Consider the following 18,186-nt stretch of genomic DNA (forward strand, 5'->3'; position numbering starts at 1 on the left):
ACTCAAAGCGGGGGGCTGCCGCCCCCCGCCCCCCCCGCCCGGGGGAGATGCGATCTCCCCCGGACCCCCGCGAAATCTGGAGCGAGATGACATGGCGTTGAGAGATGAGCGGGTGACGCTGGCGCATGGCGGTGGCGGCAAGGCGATGCGGGATCTGATCGAGGAGGTCTTCACCTCGGTCTTTCAGCCGCCCGGCATGGAGGATCAGGCGCGGCTGACCGAGGCGGCGCTGGCCGAACCCGGCGCGCGGCTGGCCTTTACCACCGACAGCTATGTGGTGACGCCGGTCGAGTTTCCGGGCGGTGACATCGGCAAGATCGCGGTCTGCGGCACGGTGAACGATCTGGCGGTGGGGGGGGCGCGGCCGCTGTGGCTCTCGGCAGCCTTCATCCTTGAGGAGGGGACCGAGGTGGCGCTGTTGCGCCGCATCGTCGCCACGATGGCGCGCGAGGCGGAGGCGGCCGGGGTGCGGATCGTCACCGGCGACACCAAGGTCGTGGGGCGCGGCGCCTGTGACGGCGTTTTCGTCACAACCGCGGGGGTGGGGGTGATCCCGCCGGGCCGCGAGATGGCGGCGGGGCGGGTGCAACCCGGCGATGTGGCGATCGTCAACGGTGTGCTGGGCGATCATGGCGCGACAATTCTGGCGGCGCGGGGCGATCTGGCGCTGCGCTCCGACATCGAGAGCGATTGCGCCGCGCTGGGCCATCTGATGGCCGATGTGATCGCGGCGGCGCCGGGCATCCGCGCGGCGCGCGATCTGACCCGGGGCGGGCTGGCCTCGGCGCTGAATGAAATCGCCGTGGCGGCGGGCTGTGGTATCGTGATCGAGGAAACCGCGCTGCCGCTGCGCCCCGAGGTGGTGGGGCTGTGCGAGATCCTGGGGCTGGACCCGCTTTATCTGGCGAATGAGGGGCGGCTGGTGGTCTTCGTGCCCGAGACCGAGGCCGCCGCGGCGCTTGCGGCGATGCGGGCGCGGCCCGAAGGCGCAGGGGCTTGCGTCGTCGGGCGGGCGGTGGCAGATCACGCGGGACAGGTGCGGATGCGCACGGCCTTTGGCGGGGCAAGGATCGTCGACATGCTGGTGGGTGAGCAGTTGCCGCGGATTTGTTGAGCGGCGGGCCGGGGCGGCGGCGATCGCATCGGCCGAGATCGAAAGACGTTGACAGCGGGGGGCCGAAGGCTTCTCATCTCGAGGAAAATTCACTGGTTTCGCCGGGGCTTCGCAAAAAGCGACGGCGCGCGGATCCGGCGAAGACGCAAGGGCAGGGCCCGGAAAAGAGCGATCATGGTGGACGTTCCTGCGCCAGAGACGGAGATGCAGAGCGTGCCGGGGGCCGAAGTTTCGGCTGCGCCGGAGCCGCGGGCGGTGGTGGCCATCGGCGCCTCGGCCGGGGGGCTTGACGCGCTCGAGCGGCTGTTCGACGGGCTGCCCGCCGATACCGGCGCCGCCTATGTGGTGATCCAGCACCTTTCGCCCGATCACAAGTCGATCATGGCCTCGCTTCTGGCGCGACATACGAAGATGCCGGTCGTCACCGTCGAGGACGAGATGGAGCTGGCCGCCGACACGGTGTTTCTGATCCCGCCCGCGACGATCATGACGCTGGAGGGGCGGCATCTGCGGCTGGCGCCCAAGGACCGGCGCGTGCTGTCCTTGCCGATCGACGCGTTTTTCACCTCGATGGCGGCGGGCTTTGGCAGCCGCTCCGTGGCGGTTGTGCTGTCGGGCACCGGCTCGGACGGCACCCGCGGCGTCGGCGCGGTGCATGCGGCGGGCGGTGTCGCCATCGCGCAAGATCCGCGCGATGCGCGCTTTGACGGCATGCCGCGCTCGGCCATCGCGACGGGCTTCATCGATTCCGCGCTGGGCATCGAGCGGATCGGCCCCTGGATCGCCGATTACCTGATCCGGCGGCCGCGGCTGGGCCAGCTCACCGGGGTCGAGCGTCCCGATGCCGACTCGGCGATGGAGGATGACCGCATCGCCGTGGGCCAGTTCGACGGGCTCGAACCCGCCGAGGCTCTGGGCCGGATCGTCGAGATCCTGTCGCTCTCGGGCGAGGTGAATTTCCTTGATTACAAGCCCGGCACGGTGCAGCGCCGGATCGAGCGGCGGATGGGCGTGCGGCAGGTGCCGGACCTGACCTCCTATCTGGAACTGCTCACGCATGACCGCACCGAACTGGCGAGCCTGCGCCGGGAAATGCTGATCCCGGTCACCTCGTTCTTCCGCGACCCGGAGTCCTTTGCCGAACTGGCCGAGAAGGTGATCGATCCGCTGGTGGCGCAGGCGGCGGTGGGCTCGACGCTGCGGGTCTGGACGGCGGGCTGCGCCACGGGCGAGGAAGCCTATACGCTGGCGATGCTGTTCTTTGACGCTTTCGAGCGTGCCGGGCGCTGGCCGACGCTGAAGATCTTCGCCACCGATGTCGAGCCGATGAACATCGAGACCGCAGCGGCCGGGTTCTTTGCCGAGACCATCGCCGCCGATCTGCCGACGACTTTTCTGGAACGGTTCTTCACCACCCGCGGCGGGCAATACACGATCCGCCCCGAAATCCGGCAGACCATCGTTTTCGCCCGCCACAACCTGCTGTCGGACCCGCCCTTCACCCGGATGGATCTGGTCACCTGCCGCAACACGCTGATCTATTTCCGCCCCGAGGCGCAGGAACGCGCGCTGCGGCGGATGCATTACGCGCTGCGCACCGGGGGCTATCTGTTCCTCGGCGGCTCCGAGGCGCTGGTGCAGGTGCAGGACGATTTCTCGGTGCTGTCGGCCCGGCACCGGATCTGGCAGGCGCTGCGCCCGGGGGCCGCGCCGCTGACCGACCGCCGCGCCGGGCTTTACGTCACGCCGCGCCCGCCGCGCACGCGCGCCGACAATGCCCCCGTCACCGCGGTCGAGCGCGGCTTTGCCACGCTGTCGCGGACCTATGCGCCGCCGCCCGCGCTTTTGGTCAACAGCCACCACGAGATCCTGCATTCCTACGGCGAGGTCAGCCGCTTCATGCAGATGCGCGAAGGCGCCGCCTCGCTGGAAATCGGCCGGATGCTGGTCGAACCGCTGCTGCCCGTCGCCTCGGCGCTGCTGTTCAAGGCGGCGCGGCTGGGCGAGGAGGCGGCCTCGGATTCGATCCCGCTGGCCGAGGGCGTCCTTGGTCCCGATCCGGTGCGGCTGCGGCTGCGGGTCGTGCCGGTCAAGCAGGGCACCGACAGCGACGAGGGGCGGCTTTACATCCTGGCCTTCGAGCCCGACGAGGGGCCAGATGACGGCATTTCGGGCATCGACATCGACCGCGAAGTCGGCGCCCGCATCGAGATGCTGGAAGCCGAGCTGGCGATGACGCGCGAAAGCCTGCAGGCGATGATCGAGGAGCTGGAGACCTCGAACGAGGAATTGCAGGCGACGAACGAGGAGATGATGGCCTCGAACGAGGAGCTGCAATCGGCGAACGAGGAATTGCAGTCGGTCAACGAGGAGCTGAACTCGCTCAATGCGGAATATCAGGAAAAGATCGACCTTCTGAACCGCTCGAATGCCGATCTGGACAGCCTGACCGAGATCATGGCGATGAGCACGATCTTCGTCGACAGCGAGCTGACGGTGACGCGGTTCAGCCCCGACGCGGCCGAGCTGTTCCGCATCCGCGATGTCGATGTCGGCCGGCCGCTGGGCGATCTGACGCATCGGCTGGATTATCCGGCGCTGCTGGATGATCTGCGCCGCACGCTGCAGGGCCAGTCCCGCACCGAGCGCGAGGTCTCGGGGCTGAACGGGCGGCATTATCTGGTGCGGATGCTGCCGTACCGGGTGCCGTCCTCCTCGGCGCAGGGCGCGGTGGTGACCTTTGTCGACATCACCCAGACCCGCAATCTGCAGCTGCTGCAATCGGTGATCGACGGGCTGGCGGAACATGTGGCGGTGCTCGACGGGCAGGGCGACATTCTGCTGGTGAACGCCGCCTGGACCCGCTTTGCGGCGGATAACGGCGATCCGGCGCTGGCCCATACCGGGGTCGGCGCGAATTATGTCGGCCGCTGTGACATCGGCGAGGGGGCGGTGGATTCGGGCTATGCGAAACGCGCGGTCGAGGGGATCCGCGGCGTCCTGACCGGCAAGCAGCGGCATTTCACCATGGAATATCCCTGCGACGCGCCGGGGCAGCCGCGCTGGTTCGTGATGCATGCGCGCCCGCTCGACGGCGCCCGCGGCGGTGCCGTGGTCAGCCATATCGAGATCACCCGCTGGCACAGCCAGACCGATGCCGGGGGCGCGGCGGGGTCTGACGGGGCTGGTCCGCAGGACGGGGCGCCGCGGGCATGAGGCCCTCGGGACGGATCGATGCCGATCTGGCAGGGGGCTTCGGCCACGATCTGGTGACGCTGACCGAGTTGCAGTTCCGTCAGGTCGAGGCGGCGCTGACGGCGGCGGGTCTGGATGACGCGGTGCTTCTGGTCTTCAACCGGCTGCGTCTGGGCGTTGTCGAACAGGCCGCCGCGCTGGGCCAGCTGCTTGAGGAAGGGGCGCGCCAGCAAGCCGATCTGGAGGCCGCGCACAGGCTTTTGCGCGACGCTCCGGTGCCGATCCTCAGCATCGATGCGACGCTGGGGCTGCATTATTCCAACGAGGCGGCGCGGCGGTTTCTGGGCGAGAGCTTCGAGCAGAACGGCGGCGCGGCGCTGCGCCGGGCGCTGACGCGGCCGCAGATCGGGCGGTTGTCGGCGGCGCTGACGCAGCCCTGCGATCCGGCGGCGCCCGGCTGCGATCTGACGCTGGTTTTCAGCCCGGCGCCGGGGCAGCCGCGGACGGCGCAGGCCCGCCTGTTGCGGGCGCGCAAGCCGCAGGCCGGGACGGCGGGGCTGTGGTGGCTGATGCTGCTGCCCGAAGCCGGGACCGGAGCGGCGCTGGCGCAGGCGGGCGCGGATCTGCAGCGGCTGTTGCTGGACACTTTCTCCGACCCGGTCAGCGTCACCGATGCCGACGGCCGGATCAGCCTGGCGAACCGGGCCTTCCTGCGCGCCAACGGCCGCAGCGAGGCCGAGGTGATCGGGCATTTGCCGCAGGATTTCCTGCCGCTGATCGAGGCCTTGCACGGGGCGCAGCTGGATGCCCGGGTGCGCCGGACGCAAAGCGCGATCACGCTTGAACAGACGCGGCAGCGCCCGCCCGGCGGTCTCGTGCCGCATTCCGGGGTCGGGACGGCGGGCGGATGGGAACGGCTGCGCACCGAAAAGACGCCGCTTTTCGACGATTTCGGCGTGGTCATCGGCGTCGTGACCCGCAGCCATGACGTGACCGAGGAGGTCCGGGCGCGCGAGCTGGCCGAGATGGTCTTCGACCAGTCCTCGGAGGCGATCGTACTGACCGATCCCGATCTGCGGATCCTGCGCGCCAATGCCGCTTTCGAACAGGCGGCGGGCTTTGGTCAGGCGCGGCTGATCGGGCGGCTGCTGGAGGGGCTCTGGGTCGCGGTGGCCGCCCCGGGTCCGGGGGCCGCGCCCGCGGCGGTCGGGGCGCCGGAGACCTGGCAGGCCGAGCTGCAGGCGCGGGGGATCTGGCGCGGCGAGGCGGTGCTGCGCTCCTCCGAGGGCAAGTCGGTGATCTGCTGGAGCCGGATCACCCGTTTGTCCGATGCCTCGGGGCGGGTGCTGGGCCATGTGGCGATGTTCTCCGACCTGACGCCGCTGCGCCAGGCGCAGGCGGACAACCTGCGGCTGGCGAATTACGACCTGCTGACCGGGCTGCCGAACCGCAACCTGCTGGGCGAGCGGATCGACGGCTGGATCGATCTGGCGGCGCGCAGCGGGCGCGGCTTTGCGGTGCTGTTCCTCGATCTTGACCAGTTCAAGGCGGTCAATGACACGCTGGGCCATGAGACCGGGGACATGCTGCTGTCCGCGGTGGCGCGGCGGCTGCGGATCGGCACCGGGGCGGATCATTTCGTCGCCCGGATCGGCGGCGATGAATTCGTGCTGCTTCTGGGCGACACCGATGCCGAGGCGGCGCGGCGGCAGGCGCTGGCGCTGCTCGAGGCGCTGGCGGTGCCGATCGACCTGCCGGGGCTGCATCAGTATCGCCCGGCGGCGACGGTGGGGATCGCCTGTTTCGGCGCCCATGGCGAAAGCCGCGACGCGCTGTTGCGCAATGCCGATCTGGCGATGTACGCGGGCAAGATGAGCCGCCGCACGGTGATGGTCTACGAGCCGCAGATGGGGGTCGAGGCGGCGCGGGAACTTGATCTGCGCAACGCGCTGGCGGGCGCGGTCGAGCGCGGCGAGATGGTGTTGCAGTTCCAGCCGCTCTTCGCGCTGGCCGACCGGGGCCTGCGCGGCTGCGAGGCACTGATCCGCTGGAACCGGCCCGGCCGCGGCCTGATCTCGCCGGGCGATTTCCTGCCCGTCGCGCAGCGGGCGGGGCTGATGCCCGCGCTTGACCGCTGGGTCTTTGCCGAGGCGACACGGACCCTGTGCCGCTGGCGCAAGTCCGGGCGGGTGGGGGCGGACTGGCTGATGTCGATCAACCAGACCGCCGCCGATCTGGCCGTGCCCGACTGGGCCGAGGCGCTTTCGGGCTGTGCGGGCTGCGCCTGCGCCTGCAGCGGGCTGCAGATCGAGCTGACCGAGGATCAGCTGGCCGACCGGGTTCCGGGCGCGGTCGAGGCTTTGGGGCGGCTGCGCGCGCGCGGACTGCGGCTGGCGATCGACGATTTCGGCACCGGCTATTCCTGTCTGGCCTATCTGGCGCGGCTGCCGGTCTCGATGCTGAAGATCGACGCGCATTTCGTGCGCGGCATCGAGGCGGATCGCAACGCCCGGCTGATCGTCGAGGCGATCACCGGGCTGGCGCGGCGGTTCGGCTATACGACGCTGGCCGAGGGGATCGAGACCGAGGCCGAGGCGGCGACGCTGGCGGCGATGGGTTGCGACATGGGGCAGGGGTTCCTGCTGTCGCCGCCGCTTTCGGCCGCGGCCTTCGAGGCGCGGTTCCTGCCGCCGCAAGCCTAGCCCCTCATTCCCCCGTTCTTTCCCCCTGTCCTTTCGGTGCCGCCGCCCTATCCTTGGAGCAGCTGCACATCCCGGCCCGAAAGGAGCAAGATCATGTCGAACCTGCCGCCCTCGCCGCTTGGCACCTCGAAGAATTACCTGATCGCGATCGGGGTGGCCCTGTTGCTGGGCGGCTTCGAGTTCTTCGGCATCTGGCGTCACGAGGAACGCGCCAAGGCCGAGGCCGCCGCGGCCGCCACCGTCGCCGCGACGGCGAAACCGGCCCCCGCCAGCTCTGCCCCCGCCAGCTCCGCTCCTGCCGCCCCCACCCCCGCGAACTGACGGCAAACAGGCGCGGTGTCCCGCGCCTGTCCGTCGCCTCCGTGACAGGGGAGCGGGGCGAGCTTACCCCTTCTTCACGGCCTTCAGCTTGTCGATGCCCAGAAGCTTCATCGCCGCCTTTTCGTAAAAGGTCTCCGAGGTGCCGCGGCGCAGCTTGTGCATGAAATAGCGCTCGAACCCCTCCTTGGCCCAATGCACCCATTTGCCCTGGCTCGACCAGTTCACGTTGCGCGGCGGGATCTGCGGCTGCGCCACGAAGGCGATGCCCTTGTCGCCGAAATCCGCCAGACAGACGGCGTTCCAGCTGCCGACCTCGTCAGCCTCGAGCCCGCGCACGATCCGGCCGATGTTATGGGCGGTGGCGGTGACCATGCTTTCGATCATGAAGCCGGTCTTCGGCACGCCGCAGGGCACCGGCGTCGGTCCGACCGGCGGGATCGCCACGCAGACCCCCACCGCGAAGACGTTCTTGTAGGTCGGGTTCTGCTGGTGCTGATCGACGATGACGAAGCCGCGCGGATTGACCAGCCCCTCGATCCCCATCAGCGCCTTGATGCCGCGAAAGGCGGGCAGCATCATCGCATAGCCGAAGGGCAGCTCTTTTTCGGGCTTCGCCGTGCCGTCCTCGGTCACCTCCTCGACGATCATCTTGCCCTTTTCGACCCGCTTGATCCGGGTCGAGGTCATCCATTTGATGTGCTTTTCGCGCAAATTGCCTTCCAGCAGCCCCTTGGTGTCGCCCACCCCGTCCAGCCCCAGATGCCCGACATAGGGTTCCGAGGTGACGAAGGTCATCGGCACCTTGTCGCGGATCTTGCGCTTGCGCAGCGCGGTATCGAGGATGAAGGTGAATTCGTAGGCCGGGCCGTAGCAGCTTGCCCCCTGCGCCGCGCCGATGATGATCGGGCCGGGGTTCTCGCAGAAGCGGTCAAAGGCGATGCGGGCCTCTTCGGCATGGTCGATATGGCAGATCGACTGGGTATGGCCTTCGGGGCCGAAGCCCTCGATCTCGTCAAAGGCGAGTTCCGGGCCGGTGGCAATGACGATCTGGTCATAGCTGACCGACTGGCCGTTCTCCAGCTCGACCCGGTTTTCGGCCGGATGCAGGCGTTTCGCCGCCACCGGGATGAAGTCGATGTTCTTCCTTGCCATCGTCGGCGCCAGATCGACGGTGATCTCCTTGCGGTCGCGCCAGCCCACCGCCACCCAGGGGTTCGAGGGCACGAAGTGATACACCGGGTCCTTGGTGATGACGGTGACCTTGTCCTCCTTGCGCACCTGTTCGCGCAACTCGTATGCCATGATGGCACCGCCCAAACCGGCACCCAGAACCACGATATGAGCCATCTGTCCCTCCCCGAACTGGCTGTCGGGCCGAAGCCCTCAGATGCATATATGGGAATATGAATACATAAGCTGTCAAGCGGGAAGATTGCCCCCGCGGATCGGACGAAAAAGAAAGGGGCGGACAAGCGTCCGCCCCACAACCTTAGCATGAATTTTCGTCAGGTCACTTCGGCATTTCCGCCGAGATGCCTTCGACGAAGAAGTTGAGACCGGCCAGCTCGGCATCTTCCGGGGTCTTGCCCTCGGCCAGCCAGTCCGAGCCGTCCTGTTTCTTCAGCGGGCCGGTGAACGGGTGATAGGAGCCGTCGGAGATCTTCGCGATCAGCGCCTCGGCCTCGGCCTTCACCTCGGCGGGCACGGCCGAGGTGATCTCGCCGATGCCCACCATGCCGGTGCCGATGCCGCCCCAGGTGCCTTCGGATTTCCAGCTGCCATCGACCAGCGCCTGGGCGCGCTTGATGTAATAGGGCGCCCAGTTGTCGATCGTCGAGGAGACGCGCGGGCTGGGCTTGAAGGCTTCCATGTCCGAGGCCTGGCCGAAGGTGAGCACATTGCCCGCTTCCTGCGCCTTCGCCTGCGGCGCGGTCGAATCGGTGTGCTGCAGGATGAAATCGCAGCCCTCGGCGATCAGCGCGGCGGCGGCATCGGCCTCTTTCGCCGGGTCGAACCAGCTATAGGCCCAGACCACCTTGATCTCGACATCCGGGTTCACCTTTTTGGCGTGGATATAGGCGGCGTTGATGCCCTGGATCACCTCGGGGATCGGGAACGAGCCGATATAGCCGATCTTGTTCGTCTTCGTCATCCGGCCCGCGATCGTGCCCTGCACGGCGCGGCCTTCGTAGAAGCGCGCATCATAGGTCGACAGGTTCTCGGCGCGCTTGTAGCCCGTCGCGTGTTCGAATTTCACGTTCGGGAATTTCGCCGCCACGTTCACCGTGGCATCCATGAAGCCGAACGAGGTCGCGAAGATCAGCTGGTTGCCCTCCAGCGCCAGCTGGGTCAGGGCGCGTTCGGCATCCGGGCCCTCGGGCACGTTCTCGATGAACGAGGTGACGACCTTGCCGCCCAGCGCCGCTTCCATTTCGCGGCGGGCAACGTCATGCTGATACGACCAGCCCATGTCGCCCACCGGGCCGACATAGATGAAGCCGATCTTCAGCGGATCGGCGGCGGCCACGGGCAGGCCGACGGCGGCAAGCGTCGCGGTGGCGGCGGTGGTCTTCAGGAAGGATCTGCGGTCCATGGGAGCTTCCTTGTGTGCTGGGCGATGGCCCGGGTTTGGCCTCAGCTCGAGGCGTGGAACGGCCGCCCCAGCGCCGCCGGCGCGGCCGGTGCCCCGTGGCGGTGGGTGGCGGACAGGATCACCAGCACGAGCACGGTGATCACATAAGGCGCCATGGTCAGGAAATGTACCGGGATCGCATAGCCCGCCGCCTGCAACTGCAGCTGCAACGCGCTGATGCCGCCAAACAGATAGGCGCCAATCAGCACGCGCCCGGCCCGCCAGCTGGCGAAAACGACGATGGCCAGCGCAATCCAGCCCGCGCCCGCGGTCATCCCCTCGGTCCATTGCGGCACGCGCACAAGGCTGAGGTAAGCCCCGCCCAGCCCCGCCAGCGCGCCGCCAAAGACCAGCGCGGCGCAGCGCAGCGCGATGACCCGATAGCCCAGCGCATGGGCGGCATCGTGGTTCTCGCCCACGGCGCGCAGGATCAGCCCAAGGCGCGCATATTTCAGAAACGCCCCGACCCCGGCGACCAGCGCCAGCGAGGCATAGACCATCCAGTCATGACCAAACAGGATCGGGCCGATCACCGGCAGATCGGCCAGCGGACCGAAGGGCATCTTGCCGGTGGGCGGCGGGCGCACGCCCTCGAAGCCCTTGCCGACAAGCGCCGAAAGACCCAGCCCGAACAGGGTCAGCGCCAGACCGGTGGCGGTCTGATTCGACAGGAAAACCTGCGTCAGAACGGCGAAAAGACAGGCCAGAAGCGCCCCCGCCAGCGCGCCGCCCGCAAAGCCCAGCACCGGGTTGCCGGTGGTGACGGCCATGGCAAAGCCCGCGACGGCGCCGACGATCATCATCCCCTCGACGCCCAGGTTCAGCACGCCCGCCTTTTCCGCGACAAGCTCGCCCGTCGCCGCCAGAAGAACCGGCGTCGAGGCCGCCATCAGCGCCGCGATCAGGGTGACGATATCGATGCCGCCAATCATTTCGAGCCCTTTCCGACGCGCAGACGGTACTGCGTCAGCAGGTCGAATCCCAAGAGGAAAAACAACAACATGCCCTGAAACACCTGGATCGCCGCGGTGGGCAGGCCAAGCATCAGCTGCGCCATGTCGCCGCCGATATAGGTCAGCGCCATCAGCAGCCCCGCCAGCAGAATGCCGATCGCATTGAGCCGCCCCAGAAAGGCGACGATGATCGCGGTGAAGCCATAGCCCGCGTTGAAACTGTCGGTGATCTGACCCGAGGGGCCCGCGACCTCGAACATCCCCGCAAGGCCGGCGAGCGCCCCCGAAAGCCCCAGACAGAACATCACCAGTTTCGCGGGCAGCACGCCTGCAAAGCGCGCGGCCCGCGGCGCCTCGCCCGCGACGCGGATGCGAAAGCCCGCGATATGGCGGCTCATCAGCACATAGGTGGCGATGACCGCGACAAAGGCCGCGACGACACCCCAATGCATGCCGGTGCCCGCGATCAGCTCGGGGTTATGCGCCGAAGGGTATTGCTGCAGGTTGCGCGAGCCGGGAAAACCGTAGCCCTCGGGGTTCTTCAGCGGGCCAAAGGCCGCCCAGGCCATGAAATTCTGCGCCACATAGACGAGCATCAGCGACACAAGGATTTCCGAGGTGCCAAACAGCACCCGCAGCACCGCCGGGATCATCCCCCAGATCCAGCCGCCCAGCGCCCCCGCCACCACCATCGCCGGGAAGATCCAATGGCTTTCGGCCGGAAAGGCGGCAAGGGCGACCGAGGCCCCGGCCAGCGCGCCAATGATATATTGCCCCTCGGCGCCGATGTTCCAGATCCCCGCGCGGAAGCCCACGGCAAGCCCCGTCGCAATCAGGATCAAGGGCCCGGCCTTGACCAGCAGTTGCCCGCGGAAATAGGCCGCATTCGGGCCGAAGAGCGGGTCGTAAAAGATCACCTTGATCGCCGCGACCGGGTCCTTGCCCAGAATGGCGAACAGAACCCCGCCCGCGATCATCGTGGCCAGAACGGCCAGAACCGGGGTGGTGAAGGACCAGAACCGCGAAGGCGTCGGGCGTTTGACAAGCGTGATCACAGCGCCGCCTCCTGCATGCCATGGGCGCCGCCCAGCATCAGCCCGATCTCTTCCATCGTCAGCCCCTCGGTCGGGCGGGGTTCTGACAGCCGCCCCTCGTTCAACGCGCAGAAGCGATCAGCGATTTCCATAAGCTCGTCAAGGTCTTGGCTGATCACGATCACCGCCGCGCCCTTGGCTGCCAGATCCAGCAGCGCTTGCCGGATCGCCGCGGCGGCGGCGGCATCGACGCCCCAGGTCGGCTGGTTCACCACCAGAACCTCGGGCGCCTGCAGCACCTCGCGGCCGATGACGAATTTCTGCAGATTGCCGCCCGAGAGCGCGCGCGCCGCCACATGCGGCCCCGGGGTGCGGACATCGAAGCCCTTGATGATTTCCTCGGCAAAGCGACGCGCCGCGCCCATGTTCAGAAAACCGTTCCGCGTCAGGGGTCTGCGCACGGTCCCCGTGAGGATCGCATTCTCCGTCAGGCTCAGGTTCGGCACCGCGGCATGGCCCAGCCGCTCCTCGGGCGCCGCCAGAAGCCCCAGACGGCGGCGGTCATTCGGCCCAAGGTCGGAAATGTCCTGCCCATGCAGCGTCACCGTGCCCGCGCCCGAGGGCCGTTCCCCGGAAAGCGTCGCCAGCAGCTCTTCCTGCCCGTTGCCCGCGACGCCGCCGATGCCCAGCACCTCGCCCGCGGCCAGGGTGAAGCTGACCTCTTTCAGCGCCGGGCCGAATTGCGTCATCGGCGGCAGGTTCAGCCGGTCAACCTCCAAAATCACCGCGCCGCTTTTCCGCCCGGCCCGGTCGGTTGCGGCAAATTCGCCGCCCACCATCAGCTCGGCCAGCTCGCGCGCCGATTTTTCCCGGGGCATGCAGCTCGCCACCACCTTGCCGCCGCGCAGGATCGTCGCGCCGTCGCACAGGCTGCGGATTTCCTCGAGCTTGTGGCTGATATAAAGAATCGCCGTGCCCTCGGCCGCCAGCTTGCGCAGGGTGTGAAACAGGATTTCGACCTCTTGCGGCGTCAAGACCGAGGTCGGCTCGTCCATGATCAGAAGCTTCGGGTCCTGCAGCAGACAGCGGATGATCTCGACCCGCTGTCGCTCCCCCGCCGACAGATCGCCCACGATCCGCGCCGGATCCAGCGGCAGCCCGTAAGCCGCGGAAATCGCGCGAATGCGTTCGGCCAGATCGCGCATCGGCGGCGGGTTTTCCATGCCCAGAGCGACGTTTTCGGCCACGTTCAGCGCCTCGAACAGCGAGAAATGCTGAAACACCATCGCCACGCCCGCGGCGCGCGCAGCCCGCGGTTCGGCAGGCGTGTAGGGGCGTCCCTGAAAGGTCATCCGCCCGGCATCGGGCTTCACCAGCCCGTAAATCATCTTCACCAGCGTCGATTTGCCCGCGCCGTTCTCGCCCAAAAGCGCATGCACCTTGCCCGGCGCGACCTCGAACCCCACCCCGTCGTTCGCCACGACCCCGGGATAGGCCTTGGTCAGGCCCTCGATCTTGAGCAGCGACCCTGTCACCCGGTCTGTCCTTCCGTGTTGACGGTCAGCCCGGCTTGGCCGACCCGCCCCCTCAGTAGCGCGGCGGCGACGGAAATCGCAATGGCCTGCGGCTCCTTTCCCAATGCCGGATCGCCTATCGGGCAGGCAATGCGCGAAATTTGCGCGTGGGAATGCCCCAGATCGCGCAGGCGGCGCTGAAATCTGGACCATTTGGTCGCAGAACCGATCACCCCGCAGGCGGCAAAGCCATGGCGCAGAATCCGGTGGCACAACTCGAGGTCGAGCGCATGTGAATAGGTCAGGATCAGATGGTGTGCCGATGCGGCGGCAAGCGGCACCAGATCGGCGGGATTTGCCGCGATCAGCGTCGTGACGGCGTCGGGAATCGCCTCGGGGAATCGGTTTGCATCGATGTCGGCCCAGCGGATCGACCAGTGGGGCAGGGGGGCGAGCGTGGCGACCAGCGCGCGCCCGACATGACCCGCGCCCCAGATCCACAGCTCCTGCGCCGGGGCCGCCAGCGGCTCGATCAGCCAGCCGTCCAGCCAGAGCGGCGGGGCTGCGCCGCCGTTGCGCGCCTTGGCCAGCGCGCGCTGCACCGAAAGCGGCATCCCGGCCGCGGTCAGGGGGCGGGCATGGATCGGCCCCCTGATCCGCGCAAGGCTTTCGGCGTCCAGCGGCTCGAAGGCCAGCGTCACCGCGCCGCCGCAGCATTGGCCCAGCGCCGGACCCAGCGGAAAGCGGCGCAGGGCAGGGGCAGTCAGGCCGCGGGCGATCGCGATCGCCTCGGCCTCCAGCGAGCCGCCGCCGATCGTGCCCTCGCTGCACTCCGGCCAGACCCGCATCTCGGCGCCGACCTCACGCGGGGTCGAGCCTTTCGTCTCGACCACCAGCACCCGGACAAAGGCGCCCTTCGTGGCCGCCCGCGCAAGTCCTTGCAGATCCAGGCTCATGCGCGCCCCTCGGCGCGGCGGACCGCGGCCAGCACCGCTTCGGGCGTGGCGGGGGCCTGCAGGTCGGGCCAATGCGGACCACAGGCGGCGCAGGCGTCATGCAGCGCCAGAAAGGCGGAAATCCCCAAAAGGAACGGCGGTTCGCCCACGGCTTTCGAGCGAAAGATCGTCTCCTCGCGGTTCGGCTGGTCCCAGAGCGCGACGTTGAAAATGCGCGGCCGGTCGGAAAAGGCCGGGATCTTGTAGGTCGAGGGCGCATGCGTCATCAGCCGTCCGCGCCCGTCCCAGACCAGCTCCTCGGTGGTCAGCCAGCCCGCGCCCTGCACATAGCCGCCCTCGATCTGCCCGATATCGAGCGCCGGGTTCAGGCTGGCCCCGGCGTCATGCAGGATATCGGTGCGCAGGATGCGGTTTTCGCCGGTCAGCCGGTCGATCACCACCTCGGTGATCGCCGCGCCATAGGCGAAATACAAAAACGGCCGCCCCTGACCGCGCAACCGGTCCCAGGACAGCTTGGGTGTCGCGTAAAACCCTGTCGCGGAAAGGGAAATCCGCGCCATATAGGCCGCTGTGACGATCTCGGCAAAGGGCCAGCTCTTGTCCTGCGCGCGCACCCGCCCGGCGTCGAACACCACCTCGGCCGCGGTGCAGCCCTCGCGCCCGGCGATGAAACCGGCCAGCCGCCCGCGCAGGGTCTCGCAGGCGTCCTTCACCGCCATCCCGTTCATGTCGGCCCCCGAAGAGGCCGCGGTGGCCGAGGTGTTGGGCACTTTCGAGGTATCGGTCGCGGTGATGCGCACCTGCGCCGGATCAATCCCCAGAACCGCCGCCGCAACCTGCACCATCTTTGCATGCAGCCCCTGACCCATCTCGGTGCCGCCATGGTTGAGCGCCACCGAACCGTCCATATAGATCTGCACCAGCGCGCCCGCCTGATTGAGATGGGTCAGCGTGAAGGAAATCCCGAACTTCACCGGCGACAGCGCAATCCCCCGCGCCAAGGTTCGATTTGTGCTATTCCATGTGGCAATTTCGGCCTTTCGCGCCGCGAAATTCGCAGATTTCTGCAGTCGAGTGACCAGCTCAGGCAGTACGCAATCCGCCACCTCCTGACCGTAATGCGTCGTTTGCTTTTTCTTGGTCCCAATACGCTCGGGGGGGCGCGGGGGGGCAGACAGCCCCCCCGTCTCCGCCGCGTCATAGAAATTCAACGCCCGCAATTCGGCCGGATCCCGGCCCATCCCCCGCGCCAGATGCTCGATCGCGCGTTCCATGCCCAGCGCACCTTGCGGACCGCCAAAGCCGCGAAAGGCGGTGTTCGATTGCGTGTTCGTGCGCAGCCGGTGGCTTTCAATGCGCAGCGCCGGGACGAAATAGCTGCCATCGGCATGCAGCATAGCCCGGTCGCAGACCGGCAGGCTCAGATCGGCCGACCAGCCGCAGCGCGCCAGATGCAGGAAATCCGCCCCCAGCAACTTGCCCGAAGCATCGGCGCCGATCCGGTAGCGGATGCGGAAATCATGCCGTTTCCCGGTGATCACCATGTCGTCGTCGCGGTCGTAGCGCATCTTGCAGGGCCGCCCGGTCGCCATCGCCGCCACCGCGCAGGCAATGGCCAGGTGATTGCCCTGGCTTTCCTTGCCGCCAAAGCCGCCGCCCATCCTCCGCATCTCGACCCGCACATCGTGGAACGCCAGCCCCAGCGCATGGGCGACCTTGTGCTGGATTTCGGAGGGATGCTGGCTCGAACACTGGATCACCACCCCGGTTTCCGAGGGCAGGGCCAGCGCCACCTGACCCTCCAGATAGAAATGCTCCTGCCCGCCGATCTCGAATGTGCCCTCGGCCAGATGCGCGGCCCCCGCCAGAGCGGTTTCGACATCGCCGCGCGCCCAGATCACCGGCCCGCCCTCGAACCGGCTATTGGCCGCAAGGGCCTGATCCAGCGTCAGAATGGCCGGGCGCGGCGCATAGGTGACGCGCGCTTTGCGCGCCGCGATCCGCGCTGCGCGGTGGCTGGTCGCGGCGACCAGAAAGATCGGCTGGCCGATGAAATGAACCTCGCCCGTGGCCAGAACGGGTTCCGGGCTGGGCGCGGGCGAGGCATTGTTTTCATGCGGCAGATCGGCGGCGGTGAAGACCGCCACCACGCCGGGGCTGTGCCGCACCGGGTCCAGATCCAGCCCGGTGATCGCAGCCGAGGCCTCGGTCGACAGGCCGAATGCCAGATGCAGCGTAGTCGTGGGGCAGGGCTGGTCGTCCAGATAGCGCGCCTGCCCGGTCACATGCGCGCGCGCCGAGTCATGCGGCAGCGGCTTGCCAACGCTCATGGCGTCACCTCCAGCACCGAGACCGAGAGGCCTGAAAGCTCGCGGACATAGCGAAGCGCCATCGCTTGCGCGGCATTCATCCGATAGGCTGCGGAGGCGCGCATGTCGGAGAGCGGCGTGAAATCCTGCTCCAGAAGCGGCAGGGCGGCGGTGATGGCCTCTTCGGTGAAAGACTGTCCGATCAGCGCGGCTTCGAAGCTGGATGCGCGTTTCGGCACCCCGGCCATGCCGCCAAAGGCCACCCGGGCAGTTTCAATTTTCGAACCTTTCAGGGTCAGATTGAAGCCTCCACAGACCGCAGAAATGTCCTGATCGAACCTTTTCGAAAGTTTGTAGCAGCGCAGCCCCGGTGCCGATTTCGGCAAAGTGACGCTTTCGACGAACTCGCCCGGCAGGCGGTCCTGCTTGCGATACCCGAGGAAGAAATCCTCCAGCGGCATCCTGCGGCGATCATTGCCGCGGCGCAGGGTCAGGCTTGCCCCCATCGCGATCAGCGCCGGCGGCCCGTCGCCGATGGGCGAGCCATTGGCGATATTGCCGCCGATCGTCGCCACCTGCCGCACCTGTTCCGAGGCGAAGCGGCGCAAGAGCCCGGCCAGCGCCGGATGCGGTCCCTCGGCCCAAGCGCGCAGGGTGGCGATGGTGACCCCCGCGCCGATCACGAAGCCGTCGGACGTTTCGCGGATCTGCGCCAGGTCCTTGCAATGGCTGAGAAAAGCGACTTCGGGCAGGTCGCGCAGGGCTTTCGTCACCCAAAGGCTGACATCGGTGCCGCCCGCGATCAGCGTGGCATCGGGGTGACAGAGATACCACTCTGCAAGGTCGTCGGTGGTATCGGGCAGGAAGGCGGGGGCTGTCTGCCCCCGCACCCCCGAGGATGTTTCCGCCAAAGTGAAAGCGGCATCGGCTTGCAGCCAGGCTGCGGGCGGTTCGGTGGCGGCGGCTTCGGCGGCGCGCAGGATCGGAGCGTAGCCGGTGCAGCGACAAAGGTTGCCCGCCAGCAGATCGTCGTAATCCCGGCGGCCCGCGCCATGTGCCGCGGCCATCGAGACGATGAAACCGGGGGTGCAAAAGCCGCATTGGCTGCCGTGATGATCGATCATCGCCTGTTGCACCGGATGCAGGCGGCCATCGGGCGCCGCGATCCCCTCGATCGTGCGCAGCGCCTTGCCCGCGATCTGCGGCAGCATCGTCAGGCAGGCATTGACAGCGCGGCTGCCCGCCGCGTCAGTCACCATCACCGTGCAGGCGCCGCAATCGCCCTCGTTGCAGCCCTCCTTGGTGCCGGTCAGCCCCTCGGCGCGCAGCCAGTCCAGCAGGCTTCGCGTCGGATTCTCGACCCGCAACCGCCGGGTTTCTCCGTTGAGAAGAAACGCAATTTCCATGGCGTCTTCCGCCGCGATACCAGTTTGCGGCCTCCCGCCCGATGCGGCGT

The 18,186-nt window shown here is 67.9% G+C and carries 12 protein-coding genes; 4 read left to right on the plus strand and 8 right to left on the minus strand.

Going from position 1 to position 18,186, the window contains the following annotated elements; translation table 11 throughout:
• The first annotated feature begins 91 nt into the window (after positions 1-91).
• The 4 genes from hypE (at position 92) to AC4PTB_RS04240 (ending at position 7,332) form a co-directional block, all read left to right on the plus strand.
• Positions 92-1,114: a hydrogenase expression/formation protein HypE gene (gene hypE, locus AC4PTB_RS04225; protein ID WP_492191848.1), complete on the plus strand. Its 1,023-nt coding sequence runs from the start codon at positions 92-94 to the stop codon at positions 1,112-1,114.
• 174 nt (positions 1,115-1,288) lie between these two features.
• Entirely contained in the window at positions 1,289-4,330 is a 3,042-nt protein-coding gene (locus AC4PTB_RS04230; protein ID WP_492191849.1) for a CheR family methyltransferase, read from the plus strand.
• On the plus strand, positions 4,327-7,011 hold the full coding sequence (locus AC4PTB_RS04235) for a putative bifunctional diguanylate cyclase/phosphodiesterase (protein ID WP_492191850.1): 2,685 nt from the start codon (positions 4,327-4,329) through the stop codon (positions 7,009-7,011). The genes AC4PTB_RS04230 and AC4PTB_RS04235 overlap by 4 nt, the downstream gene beginning before the upstream one ends.
• 93 nt (positions 7,012-7,104) lie before the next feature.
• Positions 7,105-7,332 (plus strand): hypothetical protein, encoded by a 228-nt coding sequence (locus tag AC4PTB_RS04240; protein WP_492191851.1) that lies wholly within the window; start codon positions 7,105-7,107, stop codon positions 7,330-7,332.
• Positions 7,333-7,395: 63 nt separating this feature from the next.
• On the opposite strand, the gene AC4PTB_RS04245 is transcribed toward AC4PTB_RS04240, so the two are convergent.
• From AC4PTB_RS04245 to xdhA, 8 genes are all read right to left on the minus strand, one after another.
• Positions 7,396-8,679 carry an NAD(P)/FAD-dependent oxidoreductase gene (locus tag AC4PTB_RS04245; protein ID WP_492191852.1) on the minus strand — a complete coding sequence of 428 codons (1,284 nt, stop codon included), beginning with the start codon at positions 8,677-8,679 and terminating at the stop codon, positions 7,396-7,398.
• A 163-nt stretch (positions 8,680-8,842) separates the two neighbouring features.
• Positions 8,843-9,925, minus strand: coding sequence for a BMP family ABC transporter substrate-binding protein (locus AC4PTB_RS04250; protein WP_492191853.1), 1,083 nt, complete (start codon positions 9,923-9,925; stop codon positions 8,843-8,845).
• Between the two features lie 41 nt (positions 9,926-9,966).
• The gene (locus AC4PTB_RS04255) at positions 9,967-10,896 is read right to left on the minus strand and encodes an ABC transporter permease (RefSeq protein ID WP_492191854.1); all 930 of its coding nucleotides are present in this window, start codon (positions 10,894-10,896) and stop codon (positions 9,967-9,969) included.
• Positions 10,893-11,972 (minus strand): ABC transporter permease, encoded by a 1,080-nt coding sequence (locus tag AC4PTB_RS04260; protein ID WP_492191855.1) that lies wholly within the window; start codon positions 11,970-11,972, stop codon positions 10,893-10,895. Before AC4PTB_RS04260 ends, AC4PTB_RS04255 begins: the two co-directional genes overlap by 4 nt.
• Entirely contained in the window at positions 11,969-13,486 is a 1,518-nt protein-coding gene (locus AC4PTB_RS04265) for an ABC transporter ATP-binding protein (protein ID WP_492191856.1), read from the minus strand. Before AC4PTB_RS04265 ends, AC4PTB_RS04260 begins: the two co-directional genes overlap by 4 nt.
• Positions 13,483-14,421 (minus strand): xanthine dehydrogenase accessory protein XdhC, encoded by a 939-nt coding sequence (xdhC, locus tag AC4PTB_RS04270; RefSeq protein ID WP_492191857.1) that lies wholly within the window; start codon positions 14,419-14,421, stop codon positions 13,483-13,485. Before xdhC ends, AC4PTB_RS04265 begins: the two co-directional genes overlap by 4 nt.
• On the minus strand, positions 14,418-16,751 hold the full coding sequence (xdhB, locus tag AC4PTB_RS04275; RefSeq protein ID WP_492191858.1) for a xanthine dehydrogenase molybdopterin binding subunit: 2,334 nt from the start codon (positions 16,749-16,751) through the stop codon (positions 14,418-14,420). The genes xdhC and xdhB overlap by 4 nt, the downstream gene beginning before the upstream one ends.
• The gene (xdhA, locus tag AC4PTB_RS04280; protein ID WP_492191859.1) at positions 16,748-18,136 is read right to left on the minus strand and encodes a xanthine dehydrogenase small subunit; all 1,389 of its coding nucleotides are present in this window, start codon (positions 18,134-18,136) and stop codon (positions 16,748-16,750) included. The genes xdhB and xdhA overlap by 4 nt, the downstream gene beginning before the upstream one ends.
• Positions 18,137-18,186: the final 50 nt, after the last annotated feature.

Source organism: Rhodobacter sp. 4.3.4 (assembly GCF_058724655.1).